This window comes from Geobacter sp. PheSNFMC (assembly GCF_059620965.1).
The window spans coordinates 19,731-42,304 of the sequence record NZ_JCAMRN010000004.1 but is presented as its reverse complement, the minus strand read 5'-3'; the positions used below and the strand labels follow the sequence as shown (position 1 = coordinate 42,304).

Annotated in this window: 21 protein-coding genes; 9 read left to right on the top strand and 12 right to left on the bottom strand. The window is 65.8% G+C overall.

The features are described from left to right. Positions 1–207: 207 nt before the first annotated feature. From AC6CDK_RS01545 to AC6CDK_RS01520, 6 genes are all read right to left on the bottom strand, one after another. Complete coding sequence (locus AC6CDK_RS01545) at positions 208–3,405, bottom strand: P-loop NTPase fold protein (protein WP_039643093.1); 3,198 nt, start codon at positions 3,403–3,405, stop codon at positions 208–210. A gap of 27 nt (positions 3,406–3,432) precedes the next feature. After that, a complete protein-coding gene (locus tag AC6CDK_RS01540; RefSeq protein ID WP_192905571.1) occupies positions 3,433–3,819 on the bottom strand; it encodes a hypothetical protein in 387 nt (128 codons plus the stop codon). A gap of 218 nt (positions 3,820–4,037) precedes the next feature. After that, positions 4,038–6,314, bottom strand: coding sequence for a hypothetical protein (locus AC6CDK_RS01535; RefSeq protein WP_039643097.1), 2,277 nt, complete (start codon positions 6,312–6,314; stop codon positions 4,038–4,040). 53 nt (positions 6,315–6,367) lie between these two features. Beyond that, complete coding sequence (locus tag AC6CDK_RS01530) at positions 6,368–7,177, bottom strand: amidase (RefSeq protein ID WP_039643099.1); 810 nt, start codon at positions 7,175–7,177, stop codon at positions 6,368–6,370. A 13-nt stretch (positions 7,178–7,190) separates the two neighbouring features. Then, entirely contained in the window at positions 7,191–8,024 is an 834-nt protein-coding gene (locus AC6CDK_RS01525) for a caspase family protein (protein ID WP_039643101.1), read from the bottom strand. Between the two features lie 28 nt (positions 8,025–8,052). Continuing rightward, positions 8,053–10,245, bottom strand: coding sequence for a C25 family cysteine peptidase (locus AC6CDK_RS01520; RefSeq protein WP_192905570.1), 2,193 nt, complete (start codon positions 10,243–10,245; stop codon positions 8,053–8,055). Between the two features lie 760 nt (positions 10,246–11,005). Between AC6CDK_RS01520 and AC6CDK_RS01515 the strand changes: the two genes are divergently transcribed. Next, complete coding sequence (locus AC6CDK_RS01515) at positions 11,006–11,275, top strand: hypothetical protein (protein ID WP_066357060.1); 270 nt, start codon at positions 11,006–11,008, stop codon at positions 11,273–11,275. A gap of 67 nt (positions 11,276–11,342) precedes the next feature. Continuing rightward, a complete protein-coding gene (locus AC6CDK_RS01510; RefSeq protein ID WP_039643109.1) occupies positions 11,343–11,723 on the top strand; it encodes a response regulator in 381 nt (126 codons plus the stop codon). Between the two features lie 10 nt (positions 11,724–11,733). On the opposite strand, the gene AC6CDK_RS01505 is transcribed toward AC6CDK_RS01510, so the two are convergent. Next, positions 11,734–12,846, bottom strand: coding sequence for an alpha/beta hydrolase family protein (locus tag AC6CDK_RS01505; protein ID WP_039643111.1), 1,113 nt, complete (start codon positions 12,844–12,846; stop codon positions 11,734–11,736). Positions 12,847–12,857: 11 nt separating this feature from the next. Further along, a complete protein-coding gene (locus AC6CDK_RS01500; protein ID WP_039643113.1) occupies positions 12,858–13,340 on the bottom strand; it encodes a class II SORL domain-containing protein in 483 nt (160 codons plus the stop codon). Between the two features lie 175 nt (positions 13,341–13,515). On the opposite strand from AC6CDK_RS01500, the gene AC6CDK_RS01495 reads away from it, so the two are divergent. From AC6CDK_RS01495 to AC6CDK_RS01485, 3 genes are read left to right on the top strand one after another with little or no spacing between them, the layout of a single operon-like run. Continuing rightward, positions 13,516–14,061, top strand: a complete 546-nt coding sequence (locus AC6CDK_RS01495; protein ID WP_039643114.1) for an RNA polymerase sigma factor — start codon at positions 13,516–13,518, stop codon at positions 14,059–14,061. Then, positions 14,058–14,423, top strand: coding sequence for a hypothetical protein (locus tag AC6CDK_RS01490; RefSeq protein WP_039643117.1), 366 nt, complete (start codon positions 14,058–14,060; stop codon positions 14,421–14,423). The genes AC6CDK_RS01495 and AC6CDK_RS01490 overlap by 4 nt, the downstream gene beginning before the upstream one ends. Before the next feature lie 35 nt (positions 14,424–14,458). Next, positions 14,459–14,977: a DUF3106 domain-containing protein gene (locus AC6CDK_RS01485; RefSeq protein WP_152609717.1), complete on the top strand. Its 519-nt coding sequence runs from the start codon at positions 14,459–14,461 to the stop codon at positions 14,975–14,977. Between the two features lie 349 nt (positions 14,978–15,326). Here the strand turns inward: AC6CDK_RS01485 and AC6CDK_RS01480 are convergent, their stop codons facing one another. Further along, positions 15,327–16,022, bottom strand: coding sequence for a YkgJ family cysteine cluster protein (locus tag AC6CDK_RS01480; protein ID WP_039643121.1), 696 nt, complete (start codon positions 16,020–16,022; stop codon positions 15,327–15,329). A 365-nt stretch (positions 16,023–16,387) separates the two neighbouring features. On the opposite strand from AC6CDK_RS01480, the gene AC6CDK_RS01475 reads away from it, so the two are divergent. Beyond that, complete coding sequence (locus AC6CDK_RS01475; RefSeq protein WP_039643123.1) at positions 16,388–16,993, top strand: chemotaxis protein CheD; 606 nt, start codon at positions 16,388–16,390, stop codon at positions 16,991–16,993. 9 nt (positions 16,994–17,002) lie between these two features. On the opposite strand, the gene AC6CDK_RS01470 is transcribed toward AC6CDK_RS01475, so the two are convergent. After that, positions 17,003–17,434, bottom strand: a complete 432-nt coding sequence (locus AC6CDK_RS01470) for a T9SS type B sorting domain-containing protein (RefSeq protein ID WP_039643125.1) — start codon at positions 17,432–17,434, stop codon at positions 17,003–17,005. A 225-nt stretch (positions 17,435–17,659) separates the two neighbouring features. Here AC6CDK_RS01470 and pap point away from each other — a divergent pair, with 225 nt between their 5' ends. After that, positions 17,660–19,138: a polyphosphate:AMP phosphotransferase gene (pap, locus tag AC6CDK_RS01465; RefSeq protein WP_039643127.1), complete on the top strand. Its 1,479-nt coding sequence runs from the start codon at positions 17,660–17,662 to the stop codon at positions 19,136–19,138. Between the two features lie 14 nt (positions 19,139–19,152). Here the strand turns inward: pap and AC6CDK_RS01460 are convergent, their stop codons facing one another. Further along, the gene (locus AC6CDK_RS01460; protein WP_226048391.1) at positions 19,153–19,863 is read right to left on the bottom strand and encodes a 4Fe-4S binding protein; all 711 of its coding nucleotides are present in this window, start codon (positions 19,861–19,863) and stop codon (positions 19,153–19,155) included. A 132-nt stretch (positions 19,864–19,995) separates the two neighbouring features. Between AC6CDK_RS01460 and lpxC the strand changes: the two genes are divergently transcribed. Next, positions 19,996–20,823, top strand: a complete 828-nt coding sequence (gene lpxC / locus AC6CDK_RS01455) for a UDP-3-O-acyl-N-acetylglucosamine deacetylase (RefSeq protein ID WP_039643131.1) — start codon at positions 19,996–19,998, stop codon at positions 20,821–20,823. An 80-nt stretch (positions 20,824–20,903) separates the two neighbouring features. Here lpxC and rnk read toward each other — a convergent pair whose 3' ends face one another. After that, positions 20,904–21,332: a nucleoside diphosphate kinase regulator gene (rnk, locus tag AC6CDK_RS01450; protein WP_039643133.1), complete on the bottom strand. Its 429-nt coding sequence runs from the start codon at positions 21,330–21,332 to the stop codon at positions 20,904–20,906. Positions 21,333–21,533: 201 nt separating this feature from the next. Between rnk and AC6CDK_RS01445 the strand changes: the two genes are divergently transcribed. After that, on the top strand, positions 21,534–22,571 hold the full coding sequence (locus AC6CDK_RS01445; protein WP_039643134.1) for a rod shape-determining protein: 1,038 nt from the start codon (positions 21,534–21,536) through the stop codon (positions 22,569–22,571). The last annotated feature ends 3 nt before the right edge of the window (positions 22,572–22,574 follow it).

The window sequence follows — 22,574 nt, the reverse complement described above, 5'->3', positions numbered from 1 at the left end:
TCTCATGGTTCAGGGAAGGACTGGCGGGGCCATGGCGGGCCTCCCGGAGTGCGCTAGTGCTTCCTGCGGCCACCTGCCATGTCGATAGAAATATGAGCCGCCGGCCCTCTCACGCTGAACACCTTGTAGCACACCCTCCGGCGTGCCGCAAGGCTCCGGTCCCCCGGCGGCGGGAAGGGCTTGTTGTGCTGCCTGTCACGGCTTTTTTCAGTGGGGGCGCGCGGTGAAGGAGTAGCGCCGGGCCACGGAGGCGGTGTTGTGGAGGGTGGCCAGGAGCGCGGGGTCGTTGCCGAGCCCCTGGGGTGCGACGCTGTCGCGCAGGATCTGGAGCGCACCCAGGAGCGGGGCGGCTTCGGTGCTGGCAGTCACGCGGTCGTCTTCGCCCAGGGCGGCGATCAGGTCGGCCAGTCCCTTGTACTCCCTGGCTTCGGCGAGGTTGCCAGCGGCCAGGGCGGCCAGGTGGTCGAAGTAGACGGGGGCGATGGCCGGTGCGCCCGTGACGATGGCCAACTGGGTCAGGAGGGCCCGGTAGGCGGTCTGTTCCCCCTCTCCGCCCACCAGGGTCTCGTGCTCGTGGAGCGGCAGGCTGGTGCGGATGAGGCGGTAGACGTTGACGAAGCGCAGCCCCCGGCGCGGGGTGGCGCCGGCATGGGGGGCCAGTTCGGCCATGAAGGCGGTTTCGTGGGAGGTGAGGGCCATGGTGCGGGCCTCGTGCTCGTGGAAGGACTCCTCGCCGGTGTCGGGCTGCAATGTCGCTTCGGGGAGCGGAGTTTCCACCGGTGCCGCGGTGGTGGTTGCTTCAGTCACGGCGGGCGTCTGCTCTGTCGATGGTTGGGGCGAAGACGCCGGCGGGGCGGCGTCCGAGGCCGGTTCGGGCGGCACGGCTGCCCGGTCGGCCTGGGCTGCGGACTCGGCCGCCACGATCCCCTTGATATAGTTCCGGCAGGCGTCGGCATCCATGGCGCGCACCCAGTAGGGGAGCTGGAAGATCTTTTCCAGGTAATCCTGGGACGAGGCGGCCCGTTCCCGGTCGGAGTTGTTGGGGGCGGTGCGCCGGTCGGCGGTGTCGTGCCGCGCCTCGCCGGCGGGAGCGCCGGCACGGACGGGGGCCGTGGCGCCGGTGCCGGGGATGATGACGGTTTCGGCCAGGAGCTCCGGGTAGACCTCCTTGAGGGAGCGGGAGACCCAGCGGGCATCCACGGCCACGACCACCACGAAGAGGGGGAAGCAGAGGAGCAGGTGGATGGCCTGGAGAACCTCCACGACCTTTTCGGGGGGGCAGCGGTCCAGGTCGTCGATGTAGAGGATGATCCGCTCGAACAGGCGCAGGGATTCGACGTCGAAGGTGGTGGAGGCCCGGAGGGCAGCGGTTTCCTCATCGGTCAGCACGTCGCCGGAGCGGGCGATGAGTTCTTCCACCCTGCGGACGTAGTCGAGCCGGGCGCGCTCGTATTCCTCGGCCAGCTCCCGGTCGTGCTCGGCGTCGGCCATGAGCTGGGCCAGTTGGCCGAAGTCCTTGCGGATGGTGGCGATGATCCCCAGGTGCTTGGCGTAGTCCCCGCTGACGACCTTGTCGCGGATAAAGGCATTGAGCCGCCCCCGGGCCGTGGCCCCCTGGAAGTCGCGGGCCGCGTCGGCGGCGCGGCGGTCGGCCTCGGCCAGACGGCGCTCGGCCTGCTCCACATCGCTCCTGAGCCGGGCTGCCTCGCGCTCGGCATCGGTGAGCAGGGCCGCTTCATTGCTGTTCTTCCTGAATTCCTCGGTCCGTTCGGCAATGGCCGTTTCCAGGTTGGCGCGGAAGCCTTCAAGGGTGTCCAGGGCGGTGGCGGTCCGTTTGAGGGCCGTGCCCGCGAACCCGGCCACGGAGGCCATGACCGAGGAGAGTCCCAGAACGGCGCTGTTCACCTCTTTCAGCCAGGAGAGCACCTCTGTCCGCCCCAGGATGTCCCGGAACCAGACCACGCTGACCGGCGCCGCAACGAGGATCAGGGCCAGGGCCGCCAGCCACCGGGGACGGCCGAGCATGGCCACGGCGTTCCGCCCCAGGGTCCGGGCCCGTCCGGCCTGGGTGGCGGTTTCCTGGAGCACTTCGCTCAACTGCCGGGCCGAAGCGGAGAGTTCCGGCACTCCCAGGGCCTTGCCGGCGCGGTCGATGGTCTCGCGCGTCTCCGGGTCCCTGCCCAGGGTCGCGCCCACGGCGGTCCAGAATTCGCCTGTCGTTGCCACGGCCTGGCGGGCCAGGGCCGTCTCGAATCGGGCCCGGACGGTTTTAAGGTTTTCTTCGGCCTCCTGGCGCTGGCGGCGGCGGAGCACCAGTTCGTCCATGGCCTCCAGCCTGAGGGTGCGGGAGGTGGAGAGGTGGTCGAAGAGGAGGTCCACGGTCTCGTTGGGGTTTTCGGGGCGTTCCTTGAGCCAGCGATCCAGTTCGGTGAAGATGTAGTCCACCAGGCTGGCCCACAGGTTGGATTCCACGTAGTGCCAGGCATTGAAGCGGATCTGGACGATGTTGCCGTGGAAAGGTCCGTCGCTGTCCGCGTCCCGGGAAATCCGGGCCACGTGCTCGTGCATCAGCTTCATGAAGAAGGTTTTGCCCGAGCCCCATTCGCCGAATACCCCGATGGAGAGGGGCGGGCGGATGGCGCGGCCCGCGGCGAGGCGGGCAAAGGCCCGGGCCTCCTGCCGCACGTCCATGAGGTCCGTGGCCGAGGTGGGGTCGTCGGCAGTGAACCGGGCGATGAGGACGTCGGGTCCGGCGCTGACGGGCGGGACGGGGGCCGCGGCGGCAAAGCTCTTGAAGGTGGTGCCGGCGGGGGGCGGCTCCGAGGAAGGCGCCTCCGTTGCCTGTTCCAGGGCCAGGGAGACCCAGGTGGAATCTTCGGACGGGAAGGTCCGCTGGAGGAAGTCGAGGGTGCTGCGCTGCCAGGCGGCGATGTCGGCTCCCCAGCCGATGAGCTGCTTTCTGTGGTCGTCGGAGAGGCGGAAGGCGAGGGCCGCCAGCAGGTGGCGCGTGCCCATCCGGCGGGGCTCGGCGCCGTCGCGGGTGGCGATGCCCAGCGCCGACGCGAGGATGTCGCGCACCGACGAGGAGTAGAACTCCCTTGCTTCGGGCAGGGTGCCGGTGGCTGCCTGCTCCTCAATCTTGGGGCGCACCTCCTCGGCGGTGCGTACCAGGTCGGCGATGGCCTCGGCCCGTTCCCCCGTCTCCCGGGCGTAGCGCGAGAACCAGGCGCCGGTTTCGTCCTCCACCAGGATGGCCCCCACGAGGATGGACGTGAAGTTCACCGGCGTGCCGTCCCCCCTGATGGCGCCGGCCCATGCGGCAAGGCGCATGAGCCGGTCAAGGGACGGTTCGTAGGTCGCACTGGGAGGGAACGGCGTCAGAGAGGCTGATTCGGGCCTGTCCATGGGACGCTTTAGCGGTGCCGGTCGAGGTCAGCGATTCCTGCCGCCGCCGGCTCCCATCCCCTTGCCGGCAGGTCCCATGCCCGCCGGGCCCATGCCGCCGCCCGGCACCGGCGGCTCGTCGGGAAGGGTCAGTCCCCGCTCCCTGGCCCGCTCTTTCATCCGCTCATGGTGCTCTTTCCGGATCTTTTCGCGCTCCTCCGCGGTCTTTGCGGCGTGCACCCGGGCCCGGTACTCGGCCCGTTCCTTCTTGGTCATGAGCTGGCTGCCGTAAATCCGTTCCTGCTCCTTTGCCTCGGTCCGGACGTTCTCCTTGATCCGCTCCCGGACGCGCTCCTGGTCCGTTGCCGGCGCCACACCGGCGGAAAGCGACAGTGCCCCCCCCACAACGGCTACGATCAGAGATTGTTTGTTCATGGCTGACTCCTTTCCTTCAGTGCTTTGGCTCAGCGGAAACCAGGAGCGGAATCGCCCCAACCACAAGGCCGACGCTCTTCAGTACTTCAAGAATGGCGGTCAGGTCGACCCGTGGGGAAGTTTGGTCTGACTGTTGCGTCTTTCAGTGCATGGGCATGCTCGTATTGCACCGGAATGCCGGGCGCCCCCACTAAGTTGCCGGAGGGGCGCCCGGCGGTTCAAGCCGGCTTCAGGTCGTTGCATATCCTCACCGGCCACAGGGCTTCGCGCCAGTGGGGGCCGCCCGGCGTGTAGGTCCTGTCCTGGACGCGGAGCTTGAAGACGTACACGCAGCACTCGCCCCGGGGCAGGAGCAGGTCGGCCGGGACCGGGTAGCCCACCGATGCGCTGCAGAGCGGATCGATTGCCCGCAGGTCGAACTGGGCCAGGGTGCCGAAGACCGCAGCGGGGAGCGGGTTGGCAGGGTCGCAGGGGGTGCAGGAGGTGCCCGGATCGCCTACGCGGTTCGTGCCGAAGAAGCAGGGGCTTCCCATGCTCCAGGAAACGGGGATCTGGACTTCGGTTCCCCCCTGCTTGCTCACCTTGACCCAGTAGAAGTCGAAGTTGTCGTTGGGCCGGGTGAGGGGGAGGGCAGGGTCAATGTACTCGTCCCATGCGATGCCCGAGAGCGGCAGGTTCCAGGGGACTCCGCAGTCGGGCGGGGTGGCGAAGCTGCTGACGCGGATATCGGCGCAGCGGGGCACCGCGTCGATCCGGATCATGGCGCAGATGGGCTTGTTGTCGATCCAGACCTTCTGGGTGTCGTAGTAGAGGGTGCCCCCCGTGTCCTCCACCACAAGGCGCAGGGTGACCAGCCCGCTCAGGCCGCAGGTGGAGACGTGGGTCTGCCAGCAGGAGGGTGCGAGCCGTGCCTCGGGGACGTTCATCAGGCAGTAGGGGGGGAAGGGGACCGGCACCACGCAGTCGGTGACCCAGGAGGCGGTCAGCACCGAGGTGTCCTTGCGCATGTTCATGTCCCGGTACTGCCAGACCGTGTTGTACTCCACCTTCCAGATGTTGATCCAGCCGCCGGTGGTGGGGTCGGTCTCGAAGCCGGGCTTGTAGTCGATGAGGTAGCGCTTGATCTTCCGCCCTTCGCACCCGCCCACGAAGGCGCTTCCCCAGATGGAGAGGCATTCGCCGAAGGATATCTCGTGGACCCCCGAGGGGCGCGTGCAGAGAGCCGGCACGGTTTCCACGAACATGGCCGCGGGGTCGTAGGCTGTGGTGTCAAGGGTGAAGGCTCCGTCAAAGCCCAGGATGCGGACATCCTGCTTGAACAGGGAGAAGGTGATGGTCCTGACGCAGGTGGTTCCCTGGACCCCGTACACGGTGAGGCGGATGGTGTAGACCCCCTCGTCCCGTGCCGTGGTGTCGAAATAGGCCAGGAGCCCGCCCGCCACGGGGGAGTTCCCCTGGGTGCCGCCGCCCGGGGGGATCGGGGGATAGTGGAAGTCCGAAGCGTGCCAGGCAATGCCGTCGCGGGACCACTCCAGCACGTAGCGCAGGAACCCGCCCCCCGTGGCCGTCCCCTTCACGGCCACCACCAGAGCCTTCAGGTCCGCGTTGACCTCTTCGGCCACGCAGCCGGCGGGGTCGGTCAGCTCGCAGACCAGGGGCTGGAAGCAGCGGCGCAGGCAGCGGAAGTAGGCCACCAGGCAGCGGACCAGGTCGATGAGCGAACGGGAGCGCCCCAGGCACCAGCCGAAGCGGAAGGCGCAGATGCACCAGCAGCGGCAGAGCCAGAAGCGCGGGTCCTTGCTCAATTTCTCGAAGAGTTCGGCCCCCATGAGGAGCCGGGCGTTGTCCACCGTGAGGAACTTCTCGAACAGGGCCTCGGCCGCGTCGCCCCCCGAGTGGCAGTCAACCTGGCCCGACACGGCCCCGTCGGCCAGTTCCATGGAGTGATCCATGGCCTTGGCCTCCTGCTCCAGCCAGGGCCTGAAGACCTCGGCAAAGCCTGCCGTGAGCTTGCGGAAGTCGGCCCGCTCCTCCGGCGTGGGCTGGCGGCCGGTGGGATCGTTCTGGAAGAGGCGGCGGATGCAGAGCCAGTAACGGTAGAGGTAATAGACCGACACCGGGAAGGTGCGGGAGCGGGAGAGAAGCCAGCCGAAGCGGAGGCAGCAGAGGATCTTGCGCAGGCACCACTGCCACTGGTCGATGGGTCCCAGGGCCTCCCGGGCCTGGGGGGTGAGGGTGCGCAGGGCCACGTCGGCGGTGGCCAGGGGGGCGAAAAGCCGGTCGGCGAGAAGCTGCTCGTCCTCGCAGCTGTGGGGTTGCTTTTCCGCCACGGCCACGAGCCGCTCGGCGGATTCGCTCAGTTTGAGTTCTTCTTCGAGAATGGGACGCCAGGCGTCCAGGAGTTGTTGGAGGACGAACTGGAAGTCCTCCCGGTTAATGTCCCCGTTCAGGAGCGCCTTGACGGTCTCCGCCGTCAGTTTCGTGTCCTTTTCCATCCGTGGACTCTCCTTCCATCCGCATCCGTGCGGACATACGCGCATCCGGCGCGTCAGGCGTACCGCAGGTACCGCTCTGCCACCCACTGCTGCTCGGCGGGGTGGATACGGACCCAGCCGTCAGCCGTTTCGAATACGTTGACCCGTACCCCCCGCTTAAGCCCCTTGACCACGGGGAACTCCGTCCCCCTGCCGGCCCGGACGTTGAGGCTCGAGGCCACAACCTCGCCGCTCTTGAGCGGAACCGGCGCACTGGGCGCGGTCCCCCCCGTGAGCTGGGCCAGGGTCTGGGCCACCAGGGGGATGAAGCCGGCCGTGGCCGCATCCATGGAGTTGCCGCCGAAGAAGGCGGTGCCCGGGCAGGTCTTTGTGGTGCCGGATCCGCCCGTGCGCTTGCCGGAGTTCAGATCATACCAGTGGTGATACACGATGGAGTCGGTGTCGGGCGTCAGGTTGAACTCCCTGCAGAGCAGGGCGTTGATCTTCACGATGGCGTCCCGGTGGGCCGGGGTCATGGCGTCTCCGCCCGCATCGAAGTTGCCCAGGTTCTCCAGGCAGATCCCCTCCTGGTTTGCCCCCTTGACGCCGCAGGGGACCTTGTCGATGGAGCGGCAGGCCGCCACGGTGCCGTCGGGGAACGAGGTCAGGTTCTGGGCAATCTCCGAGAATCCCCGTTCGGCCATGTGGAAATGCTCCATCCCTTCCAGCAGGCCGAAGTGGTTGCCCCCCGTGAACTGGGCGTAGCCGGGCAGGTAGGTGTGGTGGTTCTGGACAAGCTTGACGGAGCGGCTGAACCGGGTCTCCAACAGCCACTGGTCGAACTCGTCCATGGTGAAGAGGAGGAACTTGCCCTTCTTCTTCATGGGGTCTCCTCCCTCAGATGGTGAACGGCCGCTGCTTGAGAAACGCCGGATCGGGCGTCCCCGCGGTGAAGAAGTTGGGGGTCTGGTCCGGCGGCATCCGCTTGACGATTGCCTTGTGGAAGGAGCGGTAGCTCCCCTTGTAGAGGCCGTTTTTCCAGACCCGGAGCAGTTGGCCCGTGAAGGCGCCGTTGAAGGCCCCGTCCTGGGAGAGCTGGTTGTCCTGGCAGCCGGAGATGAGCAGGATGGACGCTTTCACGTCGGCCAGATCCACCTGTTTCGTCTCCTTTTGGATCCTGTCGTAGAACTCCCTGTTGGCCCGGTAGGTCCGCATGGCTACGCTCTGGGGCATGGCCCGGTAGCGGATTTCTCCCTCGTCCGGACCGATGGAACGGGCTGCGGTGGTACCGTTGTAGTAGGCCATCTTGACCACGGTTCCGCTGTGGCAACTGTCGGAAAAGACCAGGACCCTGACCCCGGCGGTGAACGTGCCGAGCAGGGCGTAGAGCTCGTCGTCGATCAGTTCGCCGTCGAAGAGGCACCAGGTTTCGTCGACGCCGTCCGGCTCGTCGTTGGACGTGTCCGGCACCTGCCCCCCGTGGCCCGAGTAGCTGAGCATGAATATGTCGCCCTTGCCGAGCGCCTTGGCGGCTTTGCCGATGGCTTCGATGACCTTGGCCCGGGTGGCTGCCTTGGTCATGAGGGTCGTGACGGCAAAGCCCTTGTCCGCAGCGACGGCCGCCATGTCCTCGGCGTCGGCCTCGCAGGCGTTGAGCTTGCCGGACCAGCCGCCGTAGTGTTTCGGGTCAACGGCGTTGAGTCCAATGGCGAGTGCTATTCCCTTTGGCATGGGTGATGATCTCCTTTTTAGTGAAGTGTCAGCGTTTTTTCGCATACCAGCCGAACGGTATCTTGGACCACCAGGTGTAGCCGCCCATGACGTTGCGGGTCCAGGTGGTGACATAGCCGGTGAACTGCTGGCTGTTCCCCGGGAAGGCGATGGTGAAGCTCACCCTGTGGTCCGAGCGCTTGCAGCCGGGGTTGCCGTTGTTGGCATCCTGGCCGCCGATGGTTCCGGTCATGGCGTAGGCCTTGCCGTCCTGGCCGGTGTAGGTGCCGGAGATGCTCCAGACCGGGTAGCCGCAGGAGCCGACCTTGACGACCCGCGACTGCCAGATCCGGTTGATGACCAGAGTCCCCTTCCAACCGTCGTGGTCCATGTCCCAGGTGCCGCGCAGGAATTCCGCGGTGCTCGCCACCCTGGCGGTGGGGTCGCCGAAGAGCATGTACATGACCACGTCCTGCTGGTGGGAGGTGGAGGTGCCGTGGTTCTGAACCATGAGGGCCTTGGCCCGCTGGAAGATGCCGCCGGGGGTCACCTCGCCGTGGTCAATGATCGCCCTCCAGAGGTATTTGTCGAAGTCGTTGTTGGCGTAGGTGGGGGAGTTGCGCGATGCACCCAGGACCGCCACGCACTTGCCGTCGCGCAGGAAGGCCTCCACCACCGTTTCGGTGGCCTGATCGTCGATCCAGGCGTTCTGACAGCAGATGCAGAAGACCAGTGGCGGCATGGCTCCGTTATTGAGGGCCTTGATCTCGGCCACGCGCAGTCCGTTGGCCGATGACCAGGCAGTCTTGGAGCCGTGGCCCCGATAGTTGGCGACCAGTACTCCGGCGTTCATCTTGTTCACCACCTGCTGGCGGGTGCTGCTGTCGCCGTAGAGCTTGGCAACGGTGAAGCGGGGAGCGATCATGGTGGCGATCTCGTCGGAGCAGGTCTTGTAGACCCCGTCCTCGTAGGCCACCAGCGCCACCTGATTGGGCCAGCCTCCCCAGTCGGGACCCCGGCGGACAGCATAGGCGGCCAGGTTCTGGCAGATCTGCTGCATCTTGACGGCGTCGGAAGTAGGGAGGCGGGAAACCACGATCTCGGGGCTCAGGTTGCCGCGGATGTCGGCGTAGTAGTGGTCGGAGGCGTAGGTGCCGCCGCCGATGGTCCAGGAGTGTGTGGGGATGGCGTCCACGTCGCCCGCCAGGACCACGAAGCGGGGCGGGCAGCTCCAGTTGTCCCAGGCCCAGGAGAGGCAGGCCCGGATCGATTCCTTGATGTCGGCGGCAGGGAATTCTGCGGTGATGGTCTGGGTGGTGGCCACCCGGGCGTAGTGGGGCCAGCCGGTCTTGGCGGCGAGCAGGGGCTGCACTGCCGTGGAAAGGGCCTGAGTGGTGATGATGAGGTACTCGCAGACGATGCCGGTCTGCTTCAGCACCGGACCGGCATCGGTGGGGCCCCGGCTCCCCATGGCAGGCTCGGGGGTGAGACCGCCGACGATTCCGCCCGGCTCCGGCGGTTCCTCGCGGAAGACCGAGGCGTTCAGTCCCCGAAACTCTCCTCCCACGTTCTCGATATCAAGGATCATGTCCGAGAGCAGGGGGGTGACGGCCCGGGAGCGGGGGACCGCGTCGCGGGTGGCGGGGATGTCGTAGCTCACCTCTATGGTCATGCTCTTCACGAGGGATATCCTGCCCGATTTTGGCTTGTACTGGGCCAGGTAGACCAGCACGTGGGCCACCGGCACCCCCTCGACGCTCCTGAGTCCCAAAAACTCAACGTCTTTGCCCGGAAACTCCTTGTCCGAGCCGTAGACCTCAGCCTTCGGCTTGAACTCGTCCTTGCCCGCCAGGTGCTCTTCCTCTGTCACTGGCTTGGGCGCTGGCCGCAGATTCCAGGTGCCCGGGACCTCCTGCATGGTCTTTTTGACCACGGTCACCGTGATGTTTTTCGCCCCCAGGGGGACCGCCACGAAGATCCCCTCCTGGGGTATTTCGGGGTATCCCTCCTGGGCCGCGCTGCCGGCACCCGGCACGTACAGGGTGTCGTATTGTTTCGATCCCGCCGCAAAGGTCCCTTTCCACGCCCCGCCCAACTCGTACACCACCTTCGTCGAGCCACGCCGCGCCCGGGCCACCGTCCGGTCCCGCACCGCCGCGATGCCCGACTTCTGGACCTTCTTGGCTGAGGGGGCATCTTCCTTTGCTCCTTTTCTCACGGATATCCACTGCTGGTCTGCCATGTTTCTTTCTCCTGAACATGTGGTTTAAGCAACCGTCTAAACGTTCCTGACCCGCGGAACCATCGGTCGCGCCGTTTTCCGGGAGCATCTCCTCTTCTGGCGGGTCATCCCCCCGGCCATCATTCGTTTCTTGAAAGTGAATAGGGGCGGATGACGGGCCGGTGTCCGGCCTGTTCCAGAGACGGAGCCATGGAGCGGCCCCCGGGGGTTTTCTCCAACTCCGCACCGACGCGCGCGGCGATCATGGGCATTGCTTCCAGCGGGGACGCTGGTTGGTGCGGAATGCGGGGCGCGGTCGTTTACGGTATGGGAATGGGGCGTGGCATGACAGTGCTGCCGGCGCAGTCGGGGGACATTGTGCCGTGGAGGGGGTGTTTCCGGAAGATATGCGGATACTGGAGACGGAGACATGGAGCCCTCCCTGGCTCGCGTGGCGCGTCCCTGCGCGGCTTTCTCCCCAAGAGGGTGCCGCTGTGGTGTTCATAATGCCGTTTGCCCGTGGGCAGGTCCTGCCCGGGCAGTCGGAACTCATGACACCAGTGATCGATTTCCACCAAGTATATCCCGATAGTTACCGTATGCAAGCCGTTATGAAAAAAATCACATCGTGCAACAGGCCGTAATGACTAGTGTTATGTCTCTGCGGGCATGTGCCAGGTCCTGCTTGTCGGCCAGCGGATTTGTCCCGGGTGAGACAGTCCCCGTTTCTGGTATACTCATCAGGACGCCGGGATGGTACCCCCGCGAAAGGAGTCTGCCGATGATGAAGCCGGTCTACCTCTTTTTTCTCCTGGTGTTCGTCGTGCCTGGGGTAACGGGGGGGATTCTGGCCGCGAACCGGGCGAGAAGCGTCATTGTGTGGAGCCTGCTGAGCGCCGTCTTCCCCATCTTCCTGCTGGTCATTTACTTCCACAAGCCCCTGCGGGAGGTTGAGGGCAAATTCCGCCGCTGCGGCGGTTGCGGCGAGTTCATCCCCTGGCGCGAGACGGCCTGCAGATACTGCGGGCAGGAGCAGCCGGCGCACCGCTGACACCCAGTGCGCTGAAGCGCGCCTGTTCCCGCCATAAATTCCGATTTCATCCGAGGAGGCACGGAACGTGAAGATTCTTCTTGCCGAGGACGACCCCATTACCCGCAAGTTCATGGAGATCATGCTGGAGCGGCGCAACTTCGAATTCGTATCCGCGAGCGACGGCCATGACGCGGTTGAAAAGTGGGAAGCGGGGGAGTTCGACGTGGTGCTCATGGATGTGCAGATGCCCCGTCTCGACGGCTACGAGGCCACGGGCCTGATCCGCGAGAGGGAGCGCGACCGGGGGCGGCGCACTCCCATCATCGCCCTCACCGCCCATGCCCTGCGCAAGGATGAGGACCGATGTCTCGCCGCCGGTATGGATGGTTATCTTTCCAAGCCCATTGACTTCACTAAGCTCATGGAGTGCCTCGGCGAGATTCAGGCCCGGCAGGGGCGGGAGTAGTGTCCGTCTCTCAGGTCCGGTCCCGCTCCTGCAGGATCGCCGACACCGCCCGCCAGAGCCGGAAGGCGTCCGACAGCTTCGGCTTCAGCTCCACGTGCATGAGGTCGTCCAGAACGAAGAGCCGTCGCCGGTCGCGGGGCACAGCCCGGGCCAGGGCCTCGCTCTCGGCGGCGGGGATGATGTCGTCATCCCGGCCGTGGATGATGATCAGCCGGGTCGCGAGTCCGCGCAGATCATGACGTGAGGGATCAAGGTCCGCCATGTCCCGGCGGATCGGCTCCGGCAGCCTCGCCATGAGTGCCGGCACCTGCCGGGGATCGGTGTTGGCGAAGAAATCGTAGAGGCTTTTCCCCTCGGGGCCGAGCCCCCGGGCCAGATCGTCGGTCCGGGCCGCAGGGTCGTCCATCTTGCGACGCGCCAGTTTTTCAAGGGCCGCCCGGTCCCGGGCGTTTTCGATCCGGCCCGCGTTGGCCAGGACGAACACCCATTTGCCGTAGTCGTTGGGCGTGCCCCGCCGCCACCGCTCCCCGTCCCGGTACCAGCCGGTGGTGAAAAAAGTCAGGACGTTCCGCAGATCGTAGTATCCCCCCACCGTAACCAGGAACCGGACCCGCTGCCCGGCCCGCGGCTCCAGCGCCGCCAGCAGCGCCGGGCCGGCGGCGTAGCTCAGGGCTGCCACGCCGCATTTCCCGCCGGGCGAAAGTTCGGGGCGGGAAGAAAGCCAGACGATGGCATCGGCGGTTTCACCGATGTCGCGACTCCCCGCCCGCAGGCTCCGGAAACCCGCCAGGTCGGGGACGAGGACGGCGAAGCGTGCCCGGGCCAGGGTGGCGGCGAAGGCCTGCAACCGCGGATCGTCAGTGCCCTCCCCGGCTGCTCCGGGCAGGAGCACGAGCCCCGCCCTGATCCGTTCGCCGGGCAGATAGAGATCGCCCCGGTAGTTCCGCCCCTCCACCGCATAGGGAACCATCAGCCGTCGGGGAGGCGGGGTCTGCTCCGTGAGGCCGGATGGGCCCCGGCCCGCCGTCAGGTCGGTCAGGACCAGGACCGCTTCCCAGCCGCGCGGCATCGAGCATCCCCACAGGCAGAGGATGAGGGCCGGCAGCACCGCCATCCGCGCCATGGGGCCGCTTCTCAGCCGGTCACGGCGATGTCGATGCTTCCCTCCCAGTAACCATGAAGATTGCACCGTTCATTGACCACCAGGGTGATTTTCCCCTCCGGCGCCGCCTCCTTGGGGATGGTCACGGTGAAGGTCGCCTTGGGCGACAGGAACCCGCGCGGCTGCATATCCACCCTGCCTGCCGGCTCGTTGCCCACGTTGAGTTCGATGACCTGAATCCAGTGGGTAGGTCCCATGGGGTGGATCACCTCGCCCACCGCCACCTCCACGGTGAACGGTTCGCCCGCCTTGACCGTTTTGGGGGCAGTGATGACCGGAACGTGCTTCTGCTCCAGGGGGCTCTTCTTGGCCGGATCCTTGGCGCGGTTAATGGTCTCGAACAGGGATTGGTCCGCCTTGACCGGGTAGTATCTGCCGGCCGCGACCGCCTCGCGGGCGATGCCGGCCGCCACGGCGCCAAGTGCGGCGGTCTTCAGAAAGGTTCTTCGATCCATGGCCCCTCCTGTGGTACCATAGCTCCGTTCCTGGGGACCGGAGCGGGTGAGAGAAACGCGTGCTCTCAAGTGTAAAGCCGGTGCCGTGAATGTCAACGCGACCAACGGAACCATCCTCTGTCAACCGGGAAGCGGTCCGGACGTTATAAAGAACAAATGTCGCGGGCAAGGAGAAGTGACGCTGGATACAACAGACGCATTGAACCGATTCCTGGCCGGCGTAGAGCGCAGGGCGTTCCGCATGGCGCGGCTCGCCACCTCCGACGATGACGAGGCCCTGGACGTGGTCCAGGACGCCATGCTCGGCTTTGTCAGAAACTATGCGCGGAAGCCCGAGGCGGAGTGGCCGCCGCTGTTCCACCGGACGCTCCAGAGCCGGATTGTGGACTGGCACCGGCGCTCGACCCTGCGGAGTCGGTTCCGGGCCTGGCTCGGCAGAAACGATGACAAAGACGGCGGCGATCCCCTGGACGAGATCGCGGACGTGAATTCGCCCGATCCGGCACGGCAGTTGTTGCGCCGGGACCTGGGGAGCGCCATTGAAACGGCCCTGCGCAAGCTGCCGACGCGACAGCGGCAGGCGTTCCTCCTGCGCAACTGGGAAGGGCTCGATACGGCGGAAACCGCCTTTGCCATGGGATGCTCCGAGGGGAGCGTCAAGACCCATCTTTCGCGGGCGGTGCATGCGCTTCGCGGCATGCTTGAGGAGTACGGACCATGAGACAGGACGAGCGTGACGAGCGGATGATTCAATCGGTCAGGCGCGAACTCGACCGGAGCACCGGCGACCTGGATGGCGCCATTGCGGGCCGGCTGGCGGAGATCCGGGGCAGGGCCGTGGCGGAGGCGGGACGCCGGCACTTCCCGTTCATCCCCCGTTGGATGACGGTCGGCGGCATCGCCACCCTGGCTGCGGCGGCGGTGGCCGGCATCATCTGGTTTGCACCGCCTTCGGTCGAACCGGTGCCCGTGGCCGTCCAGGACGACCCGGAACAGATGGAGATGATTGCCGCCAATGACCATATCCAACTGTACGAGGATATCGAATTCTATCATTGGTTGGCAGCCCAGGAGAAACAGTGACGTCAGACGGTCAGGGCCGAATATGGGGGAGCGTGATGGGTAGCTGGCGAGTGGTGGTGGTCTGCATGGTGCTGGGCATGGCGGGCACGCCCGCATGGGGCGAGGGAGACGGGGTGTCGTGGGAAAGGTTGACCCCCGAGCAGCGCGAGGTCCTCCACTCCTTTGCCGAGCGCTGGAACTCCTTTCCCTCGGACCGCCAGGAACGCCTGCTGCAAAGCGCCGAACGGTGGCGCGCCATGGCTCCTGACGAGCGCCGGGTCGCCCGTGAGCGTTACCGTCACTGGCGTGACTTGGCCCCGGAGCAGCGCGAACAGATCCTCAGGCGGATCAGGGAGTTTCACAGCCTTGACCCCGCCGAACAGGAGCGCATCCGGCGGACGTTCAACCGGTTCCAGAACCTCCCTCCCCAGGAGCGCGAAGCCATCAAGGGGAAGTGGCGTTCGCTGCCGCCGGAGGAGAGGCGGCAGCTCAAGGAGCGGTGGCGCACCATGACTGACGAGCAGCGGCAGGAGTTTTTGCGGGAGAGGGCAACCGGCGATGCCGCCACGCGTTAACCCATCCAAGAATGCAGCCATATCAAAAGCGCTGGAGGTTGTGAGGTAAACCAAATGGTTCCGCGGATGGTGCTGGCCCTGGGGAGCTCGACCGGCTCCACCGCCTGCAGGGCAATGCCGGCCGCGATACCTATCGCAGCACAACCGGCGCGTGCGGTGGCACTGCCGTCCCCCTCTTGCCGACCAGAGCCCCGGAGTGTTCCTCCGGGGTTGTCGTTTCTCGCCCCCTTCTGGGACAGTCACGTCTGCGCCACATGAATGGCAGGAAGCCGCCAGCGGATTCTCCGGCTCCGTGACCCCGTGCGCCCGAAAAAAATCTGCCCCGGTGAGCACGACGAGGGGGAAAGCTTCAGGATTCCGGGAGGGTGATCAATCTGCCAGCCAGGAATTCGTCAGCGAGCCGCGGCTCGTTCAGGAAACGGGCAACCGTGCCCACCAGCTCACGTCCCGCCGAGTCCATCCCCCGCCGTTCAAGGGCGGCGGCGACGGCCCGGTAGGCCTGTTCCATGAGGTACTTCTGGAACAGGTTGCACTCCAGCGCCACGTCTTCGTCCGAGGTGCGCGACTCCAGGGCACGGCGGCACTGGGCCGCGTCTATGGAGGTGAGGGCGCGGCACATGAGGGGCCGGACCGGATGGATGGAGCACCAGCCCCGCCCGTCGAGGAAGGGGCACGTCACTGCGCCCCTGATCCGGTCGGCATCGTCGAGCCAGCGGATGGCGCGTGCCGCAGCAGCGAGCCGCTCCGCCAGGCGGTCCGCCTCCCCGGTGCCGAGGCGCTGCCGAAGCCAGGCGGCGATGGTCCATGCCTCGGGCACGAGAACCGACACGTTTACGATGCAGCAGGTCATGCAGCCGGGGCCGCAGGCGATCCGGACGTCGTGGCCCCCGTTAGGCCGTGCCGAGAGGAGTGCTTCGGCGCGGGCCACGATGCGGGTTGTGGCCGGGGCGATGCCGGCCGGGTCCGTGACCCCGTCGAACTGGACGGCTGCCAGGTCAGCCAGCTCTTCACCCATGCGCAGGATTGCCAGAACGTTGTCCACCATGGTCCGAAGCCTCCGGCTCAATCACGGCAGGGCGCCTGCCTCAGGCTCTAATTTTAAACGAGAACAAAAAGGTGTCAAAGGGCGGACGTCGGGCGGGGCGCGTGGACAAAGGGGGCACGCAACCCGTGACATGGAAAGGAGTCTCCACCGGCCTGCGCGTTGGCACGGGACATGAGGCCGCAGGGGCAGAGAGACATCAACGGGAGGTCATGCCATGAAAGCGAATGGCATGGCGCTGATTCACGATGCGGCCCGCGGACTCGGCACCGCCCGTCTGTGCCTTCTGCTGCCGGCTACGCAGGAAATCTTGGCCTGAGCACAGGTTGCGGGCATACGGGATACACCTATTCTGCTATACTGTAACAATGCGTCATCAACGCCTTGAAGGCCGTCACATTGTCCGCATCGCTCCCGGCGAATATCACGTCACCACAGGCGGGGGAGTCATTTCGACGCTCCTCGGTTCGTGCGTGGCCGCCTGCCTGTTCGACCCGGAAAACGGCGTGGCAGGGATGAACCATTTTCTGCTCAGCAATCGCCGCTACTCCCGCACCATGCCGTTCTGCTTCACCGAGGCGGGGCGCTACGGCATCCACTCCATGGAGTTACTCATCAACTCCCTCATGCGCCACGGCGCACGGCGGGAGAACCTCCGCGCCAAGGCCTTCGGCGGTGCCTCAATTCTGGTCAATCGCGCCGAGGTTGGCAACTTTTCCTGCGTCGGCAGCGTCAATGCCCGGTTCGTCCGGGAGTTTCTCGCCAATGAGGGGATTCCGCTCCTCTCGGCCGACTTGGAAGGGGAGCGGGGCCGTGTGATCTATTTCGATACAGCGGATTTTTCCGTGTTCGTCCGCAAGATCCGGTTCCAGCGGAGTCTCGTGGTGGCCAAGCGCGACCGGAGCGTGTGGGAGCACGGGGTCCGTGCCCATGATGAGGAACCGGCCTCGGTCGACCTCTGGCTGCCGGGGTAGGTCGAGGCCTCACCATGCCGGGAACGTGCCGTAGACCGGGTTCGACAGGTTGCCGTAACGGTCGGTGAGATAGATGGTAAAGGTGTAGGTCCCCGGCGGATAGGTGAGGTAGTCGATCGAGAACGAAACCGTGCCGCCGGTGTAGCCCACGTAGTCATCCAGGCCGGCAACCGTCCGCGCCACGACCCGACCGAGGCTGTCGCTCACGACGATGGTCATGGTACCGGTGTCCGCGTCCGGGTCGGTGAAGTCGATGGACCCCAGCACGAAGTAGCGGTCCGCATCCTTCCAGAAACTGAGCCAGGTGATGGAAGGGGCGTAGTCGACCGGGTACGCCACGGGGATTTCCGCCGAGATGCGGACCTCCCCCCCGCCACATCCCCCGAGCAGCAGTGCCAGACCCAGAAGCAGAGCTCCCGCCGTCCGTTTCATCCGTTCCATGGTTCCCTCCCGTTGCATCCCGAAATGTTCCGCATGTCTCCACTCTAGGGGGAACCGGGCCGCGAAGCCATCGACATCGCAGGGCATGCGACCCGATGTCGGGTCGTTTCCGGGGCGCAGGGGGGGCGTTGTCCCGGGGAGCAGACCCGGCGAGGCTACCGTTCCGGTCCCGTCTTTCCTGTGGTATCCTTTTTTCCGGATGTACACCCGACAGGGGAGGGCGCAATGTTCGAATCGGCCGAACTGGACCATGCCATGGACAAGAAAACCTGGAGGGCCCGGGTTCCTCCCCTGCGGGAGGCCCTGCTCGATGCCCAGTACGATCTGCTCGAAGCCCGCGGTTTTCCGGTCGTGATCCTCATCAGCGGCGTGGACGGCGCCGGCAAGGGGGAGACGGTCAACATCCTGAACGAGTGGCTCGATCCGCGCCATGTGGAAACCAACGCGCCTGGCGACGCCTCTGACGAGGAGCGGGAGCGTCCCCCCATGTGGCGGTTCTGGCGCTCCCTCCCGCCGCGGGGGAAGATCGGCATCTTTTTCGGGTCCTGGTACAGCGGGGCGCTTTCGGCCCACATGGAGGGACGGAGCAAACAGGCGAAGCTCGACCAGGCCCTGGAGCGGATCAGGCGCTTCGAGCGGATGCTGGCGGACGAGGGGGCCCTGGTTCTCAAGTTCTGGCTCCATCTGTCCCGGGACCAGCAGGAGCGGCGTCTCAAGGCCCTGGAGAAAAACCCCCGGACCCGCTGGCGGGTCACGGCCCGGGACTGGAAGAATTTCAAGGTGTACGAGCGGTTCCGCGACCTCGCCACCCATGTCCTGAGGGCAACGAGCACTGCCGAGGCTCCCTGGACCGTGGTGTCGGGCGTCGATCCCCGCTACCGCTCCCTGACGGTGGGGAGCGCGATTCTCTCCGCCCTGCGCGCCCGGCTCGACACCCCCGAAACGCCCCATCAGCCCCGCACGGCGCTCCCCGCCTCCCCCGCAACGGACGCGGTAATGCTGCTCCGCTCCCTGGACCTCTCCCGCACGATAACGAAGAAGCGCTACGAAGAAGAGCTGGAGGAGCTCCAGGGGCGGCTCAGCCTGCTGACCCGCGAGCCCAAGTTCAGCAAGCGGGCGGTGGTGGCGGTGTTCGAGGGGAGCGACGCGGCCGGCAAGGGGGGCGCCATCCGGCGGATCACCCAGGCCCTCGACGCCAAGATTTACCGGGTGGTGCCCATTGCCGCCCCCTCGGAGGACGAACTGGCCCAGCCCTACCTGTGGCGCTTCTGGCGTAATGTCCCACGCCTGGGGCGTTTCGCGATCTTCGATCGTTCCTGGTACGGCCGGGTGCTGGTGGAGCGGGTGGAGGGCCTCTGCTCCAGTGGGGACTGGATGCGGGCCTACAGCGAGATCAATGATTTCGAGGAGCAACTGGTGGAGAGCAGGATCGTGGTGGCCAAGTTCTGGCTGGCCATCAGCCCGGAGGAACAGTTGCGGCGCTTCAGGGAACGGGAGGAGACCGGGTTCAAGCGCTTCAAGCTAACGGAGGACGATTGGCGCAACCGGGAAAAATGGGGCGAGTACGAGGCGGCCGCCTGCGACATGATCGACCGCACGAGCACGGAAATCGCGCCCTGGACCCTTGTGGAGGCCGAGAACAAGCTGTATGCCCGGATCAAGGTGCTGCGGACGCTCTGCGAGCGGATCGAGGCGGTTTTATAGCGGCCATCCCCTTTTCAGGACGGCCAGTCGAGGGCGTTTTGGGGACAGGCGTCCACGCAGGAAGAGCACTTGAGACAGTCCCGGTGGGGGAGAGTCCCCTCCTGCCGGTGGGCCGCGATGGTCAGCCCCATGGGGCAGTGGCGCTCGCAGGAGCCGCAGCCGGCGCATGATTCCGCGATGGTCATCTGCCATATCCCGCCGCCGATGGCATTCGCCATGGTGCCCACCGGGCAGACCAGGCACCAGGTGCGGGCCCTGAAGGCAAGGCCCAGGACGATGCCGATGCCGGTAGTCAGGGCACAGGCCATCCAGAAGACGAAGCCCCAGTGGGCCGGGTCGGCGGGGTTGCGGGAGATCTGCCACCCAAGGAATCCCATGAGGAGCGCGAGAAAGGCCCAGCGGAAGGCTGAGCCGCGCAGGAGCGCCGGGACGTCGCGGGGGCCCCCCACCAGCCGGAACAGGGTGTCGAAGAAACTGCCCCGCGGGCAGAAATTGCCGCACACGTACCGCCCCCTGAAGAAGCTGCCGGCGATGGAGGCCGCCATGGCAGCGGGAACGACGAATCCCGCGAGGGGATAGCGCCAGCCGACGGCGATGGTGAGGACCATGATCAGGGCCAGCACCCAGCGATGGGTGGCTGCAACCGGTTTCTGAAAGGGAAGGGAGATGGCGCCGTTCATGTGCTCCATGGGATTGTCGTCCTCCGTGCCTGCGTCAGAATTCATTGTCATCATAGTGCCGCCCGCGTATTCTGTCAATAATATATATTAAATATATTATATTTTAATATTTAGGTTGTCTTGCGGCACTTCTTTTTTCTTTTTCCGGCGCAGAATTTGTGATACGCACAAGGGACCATGAACAAACGACAAACAACCATCAACCGGATTTTCAAGCTGAGCGGCATCGGTCTCCATACGGGACGGGAAGTAACCCTGGAATTCATTCCCCGCCGGGAGTTCGGCATCGCCTTCGTCTACCAGGGACAACTTATCCCGGCCCGCTACGACATGGTGGCGGATACCCGGCTTTCGACCCAGATCGCGGCGGACGGGAAGTCGGTATCCACCATCGAGCACCTGATGGCGGCCTTCTACTACTCGGGGATCACCAACTGCCTCGTCTACATCGACGGCCCCGAGGTGCCGATCATGGACGGCTCGGCCTGGGAGTTCTACCACGAGATCTGGCGGGCCGGGGTCTACGAGTTTCCGGAAACGGGGGTCTACCTGAAGGTGCTCCGCCCCGTGGAGGCGCGCCATAACGACGCCTGGGTGCGGGTGAAACCCCTCAACACCCTCGACATCACCATGACCATCGAGTTCCGCCCGCCGGTGGGGAAGCAGCGGAAGCGGCTCATGGACGTGGAGAACGCCGTCTCCATCATCAACTCGCGCACCTTTGTCCTCCACGAGGAGATCGAGGCGATCCGTAAGGCGGGCCTTGCCAAGGGGGGGTCCCTGGACAACGCCGTGGTCATCGGCGGCGACGAGATCCTGAACCCCAACGGTCTCCGCTACAAGAAGGAGCTGGTGAACCACAAGATACTCGACCTCATCGGCGACCTGTTTACCTGCGGCTACCGCATGCTGGGCAAGGTGGAGGCAAACAAGACCGGCCACTACCTGAACAACCGGCTGCTGCGCGAGATTTTCGCCGACCCCGACAATTACGCCATTTACTGACGGCGCCGGTTTGACCGGCCCGGAAAACGAAAAAGCCCGCCAAGAGCGGGCTTTTTCGTTTCGGAAACCAGGCGTGCCGGTTAGCGATGAAAATCCCCCGCCGCTTCCGGCTGGTAGAGAATCTTGGTGATCTTGATCTTTCTGGTGCCCCCCGGAACTTTCCAGGAGATGGTGTCCCCGGCCCGGTACCCGAGCAGGGCAGTGCCGACAGGGGCCAGGATGGATATCCTGTTCTCTTCCAGCCGCGCATCGGAGGGAAAGACGAGCTCGTACACCATCTCCTCTCCCGTGGCCAGGTCCTTCAGGGCAATCCGCGAATTCATGGTGACCACGTCGGCCGGAATCTGCCGCGGGTCCACCACCTCGGCGCGCAACAGCTCGTCCTCCAGCTCCTGCAGGTGCCTGCTGTCCCGCGAACTCTCCGTGTCGATTTTGTCCAGCAGCTCTTCAAGCCTGGTCAAATCGAATTCGGTGATATAGATCGATCGCTCTTCCGCTTTCTTTTTCATGATGTCACTCCCGGTCGGTAAGAGGGGCACGTCCGGTTCCCCTCCGGATAAATGCTTTCAATAATACACATCGCTGGCAAGTATTCAATGGTTACGGTTTAACCGCACGTAATGTTGTATAAAAAAACGTTTCGTGTACACTGGCTGCCAGTGATCCGCGGCTCGATTCAAGGGGCCCGGCGTTCCGACCGGGGGGAGAGGATGGCATCGTTGAGAGAGGATATATTCGGGCAGGCGTCCGGAGACTTTGCCGTTGACCTGGGAACGACCACCACCAGGGTTTACCGGAGGGGGGCGGGCATTGTGCTGTCCCAGCCTTCCATGGTGGCGTTCCGGCGCGGTGACGGCGGCATGGCGCGGTTGCTGGACGCGGGGAGCGGCGCCCACCGGATGTTCGGCCGGACCCCGGCGGGCATCGACGTGATCAGGCCCCTGCGCGAGGGGGTGGTCGTGGACCTGGCAGCCGGGGCGCGCATGCTGCGCTCGTTTTTCGACAGCATTTCCCGCTCCGCCCATGGCCCCCTGCGGATCATCATGGGGGTGCCGGCGGGGGGGAGCGTCCGTGACCGGGACAACGCCCGTGCCGTGGCCCGCATGGCCGGGGCCGACGAGGTTTACCTGATGGAAGAGCCCCTGGCCCTGGCCATCGGTGCCGGTGCCGATGCGGCAGACCTGTGGGGAACCCTCGTGGTGGATGTGGGGGGCGGTACTACCGAAGTGGCCCTGGTGGCGTCCGGGGGCATCCAGTGCCTCCGGACGGTGCCCGTGGGGGGGGATGCCATGGATGCGGCCATTGCCGGTTATCTGGAGCGGGAGCGGGGGGTGCTCGTGGGGGAGCGGACAGCCGAGGATCTCAAGATCCGGCTCGGCGCGGCCGCGGACGACGGCCCTCCCGAACGGGCCCGGGTGCGCGGGCGCGGCGTGGCGCGGGGGCTACCGATGGAGATTTCGGTGAGCAGCAGGGAGGTGTGCGCCGCCCTGCGGGAGCCGGTGGCCGCCATTGCGGCGGCGGTGCGATCATGCCTCGACGGGATTCCATCGACCGTGTCCCTGGATCTCCTGGACCGGGGCATCCTGATGGGCGGCGGCGGGTCCCTGCTGCGCGGCATGGACCGGGTCCTGGAGCGGGAGGTGCTGCTGCCGGTCACGCGGGTGCGCGACCCCCTTTCCTGCGTGGCCCGGGGCTCGGCCGCAGGACTCGATTATCTGGGGGTGCTCCGGAAAGTCGAACGGGGATAGCCG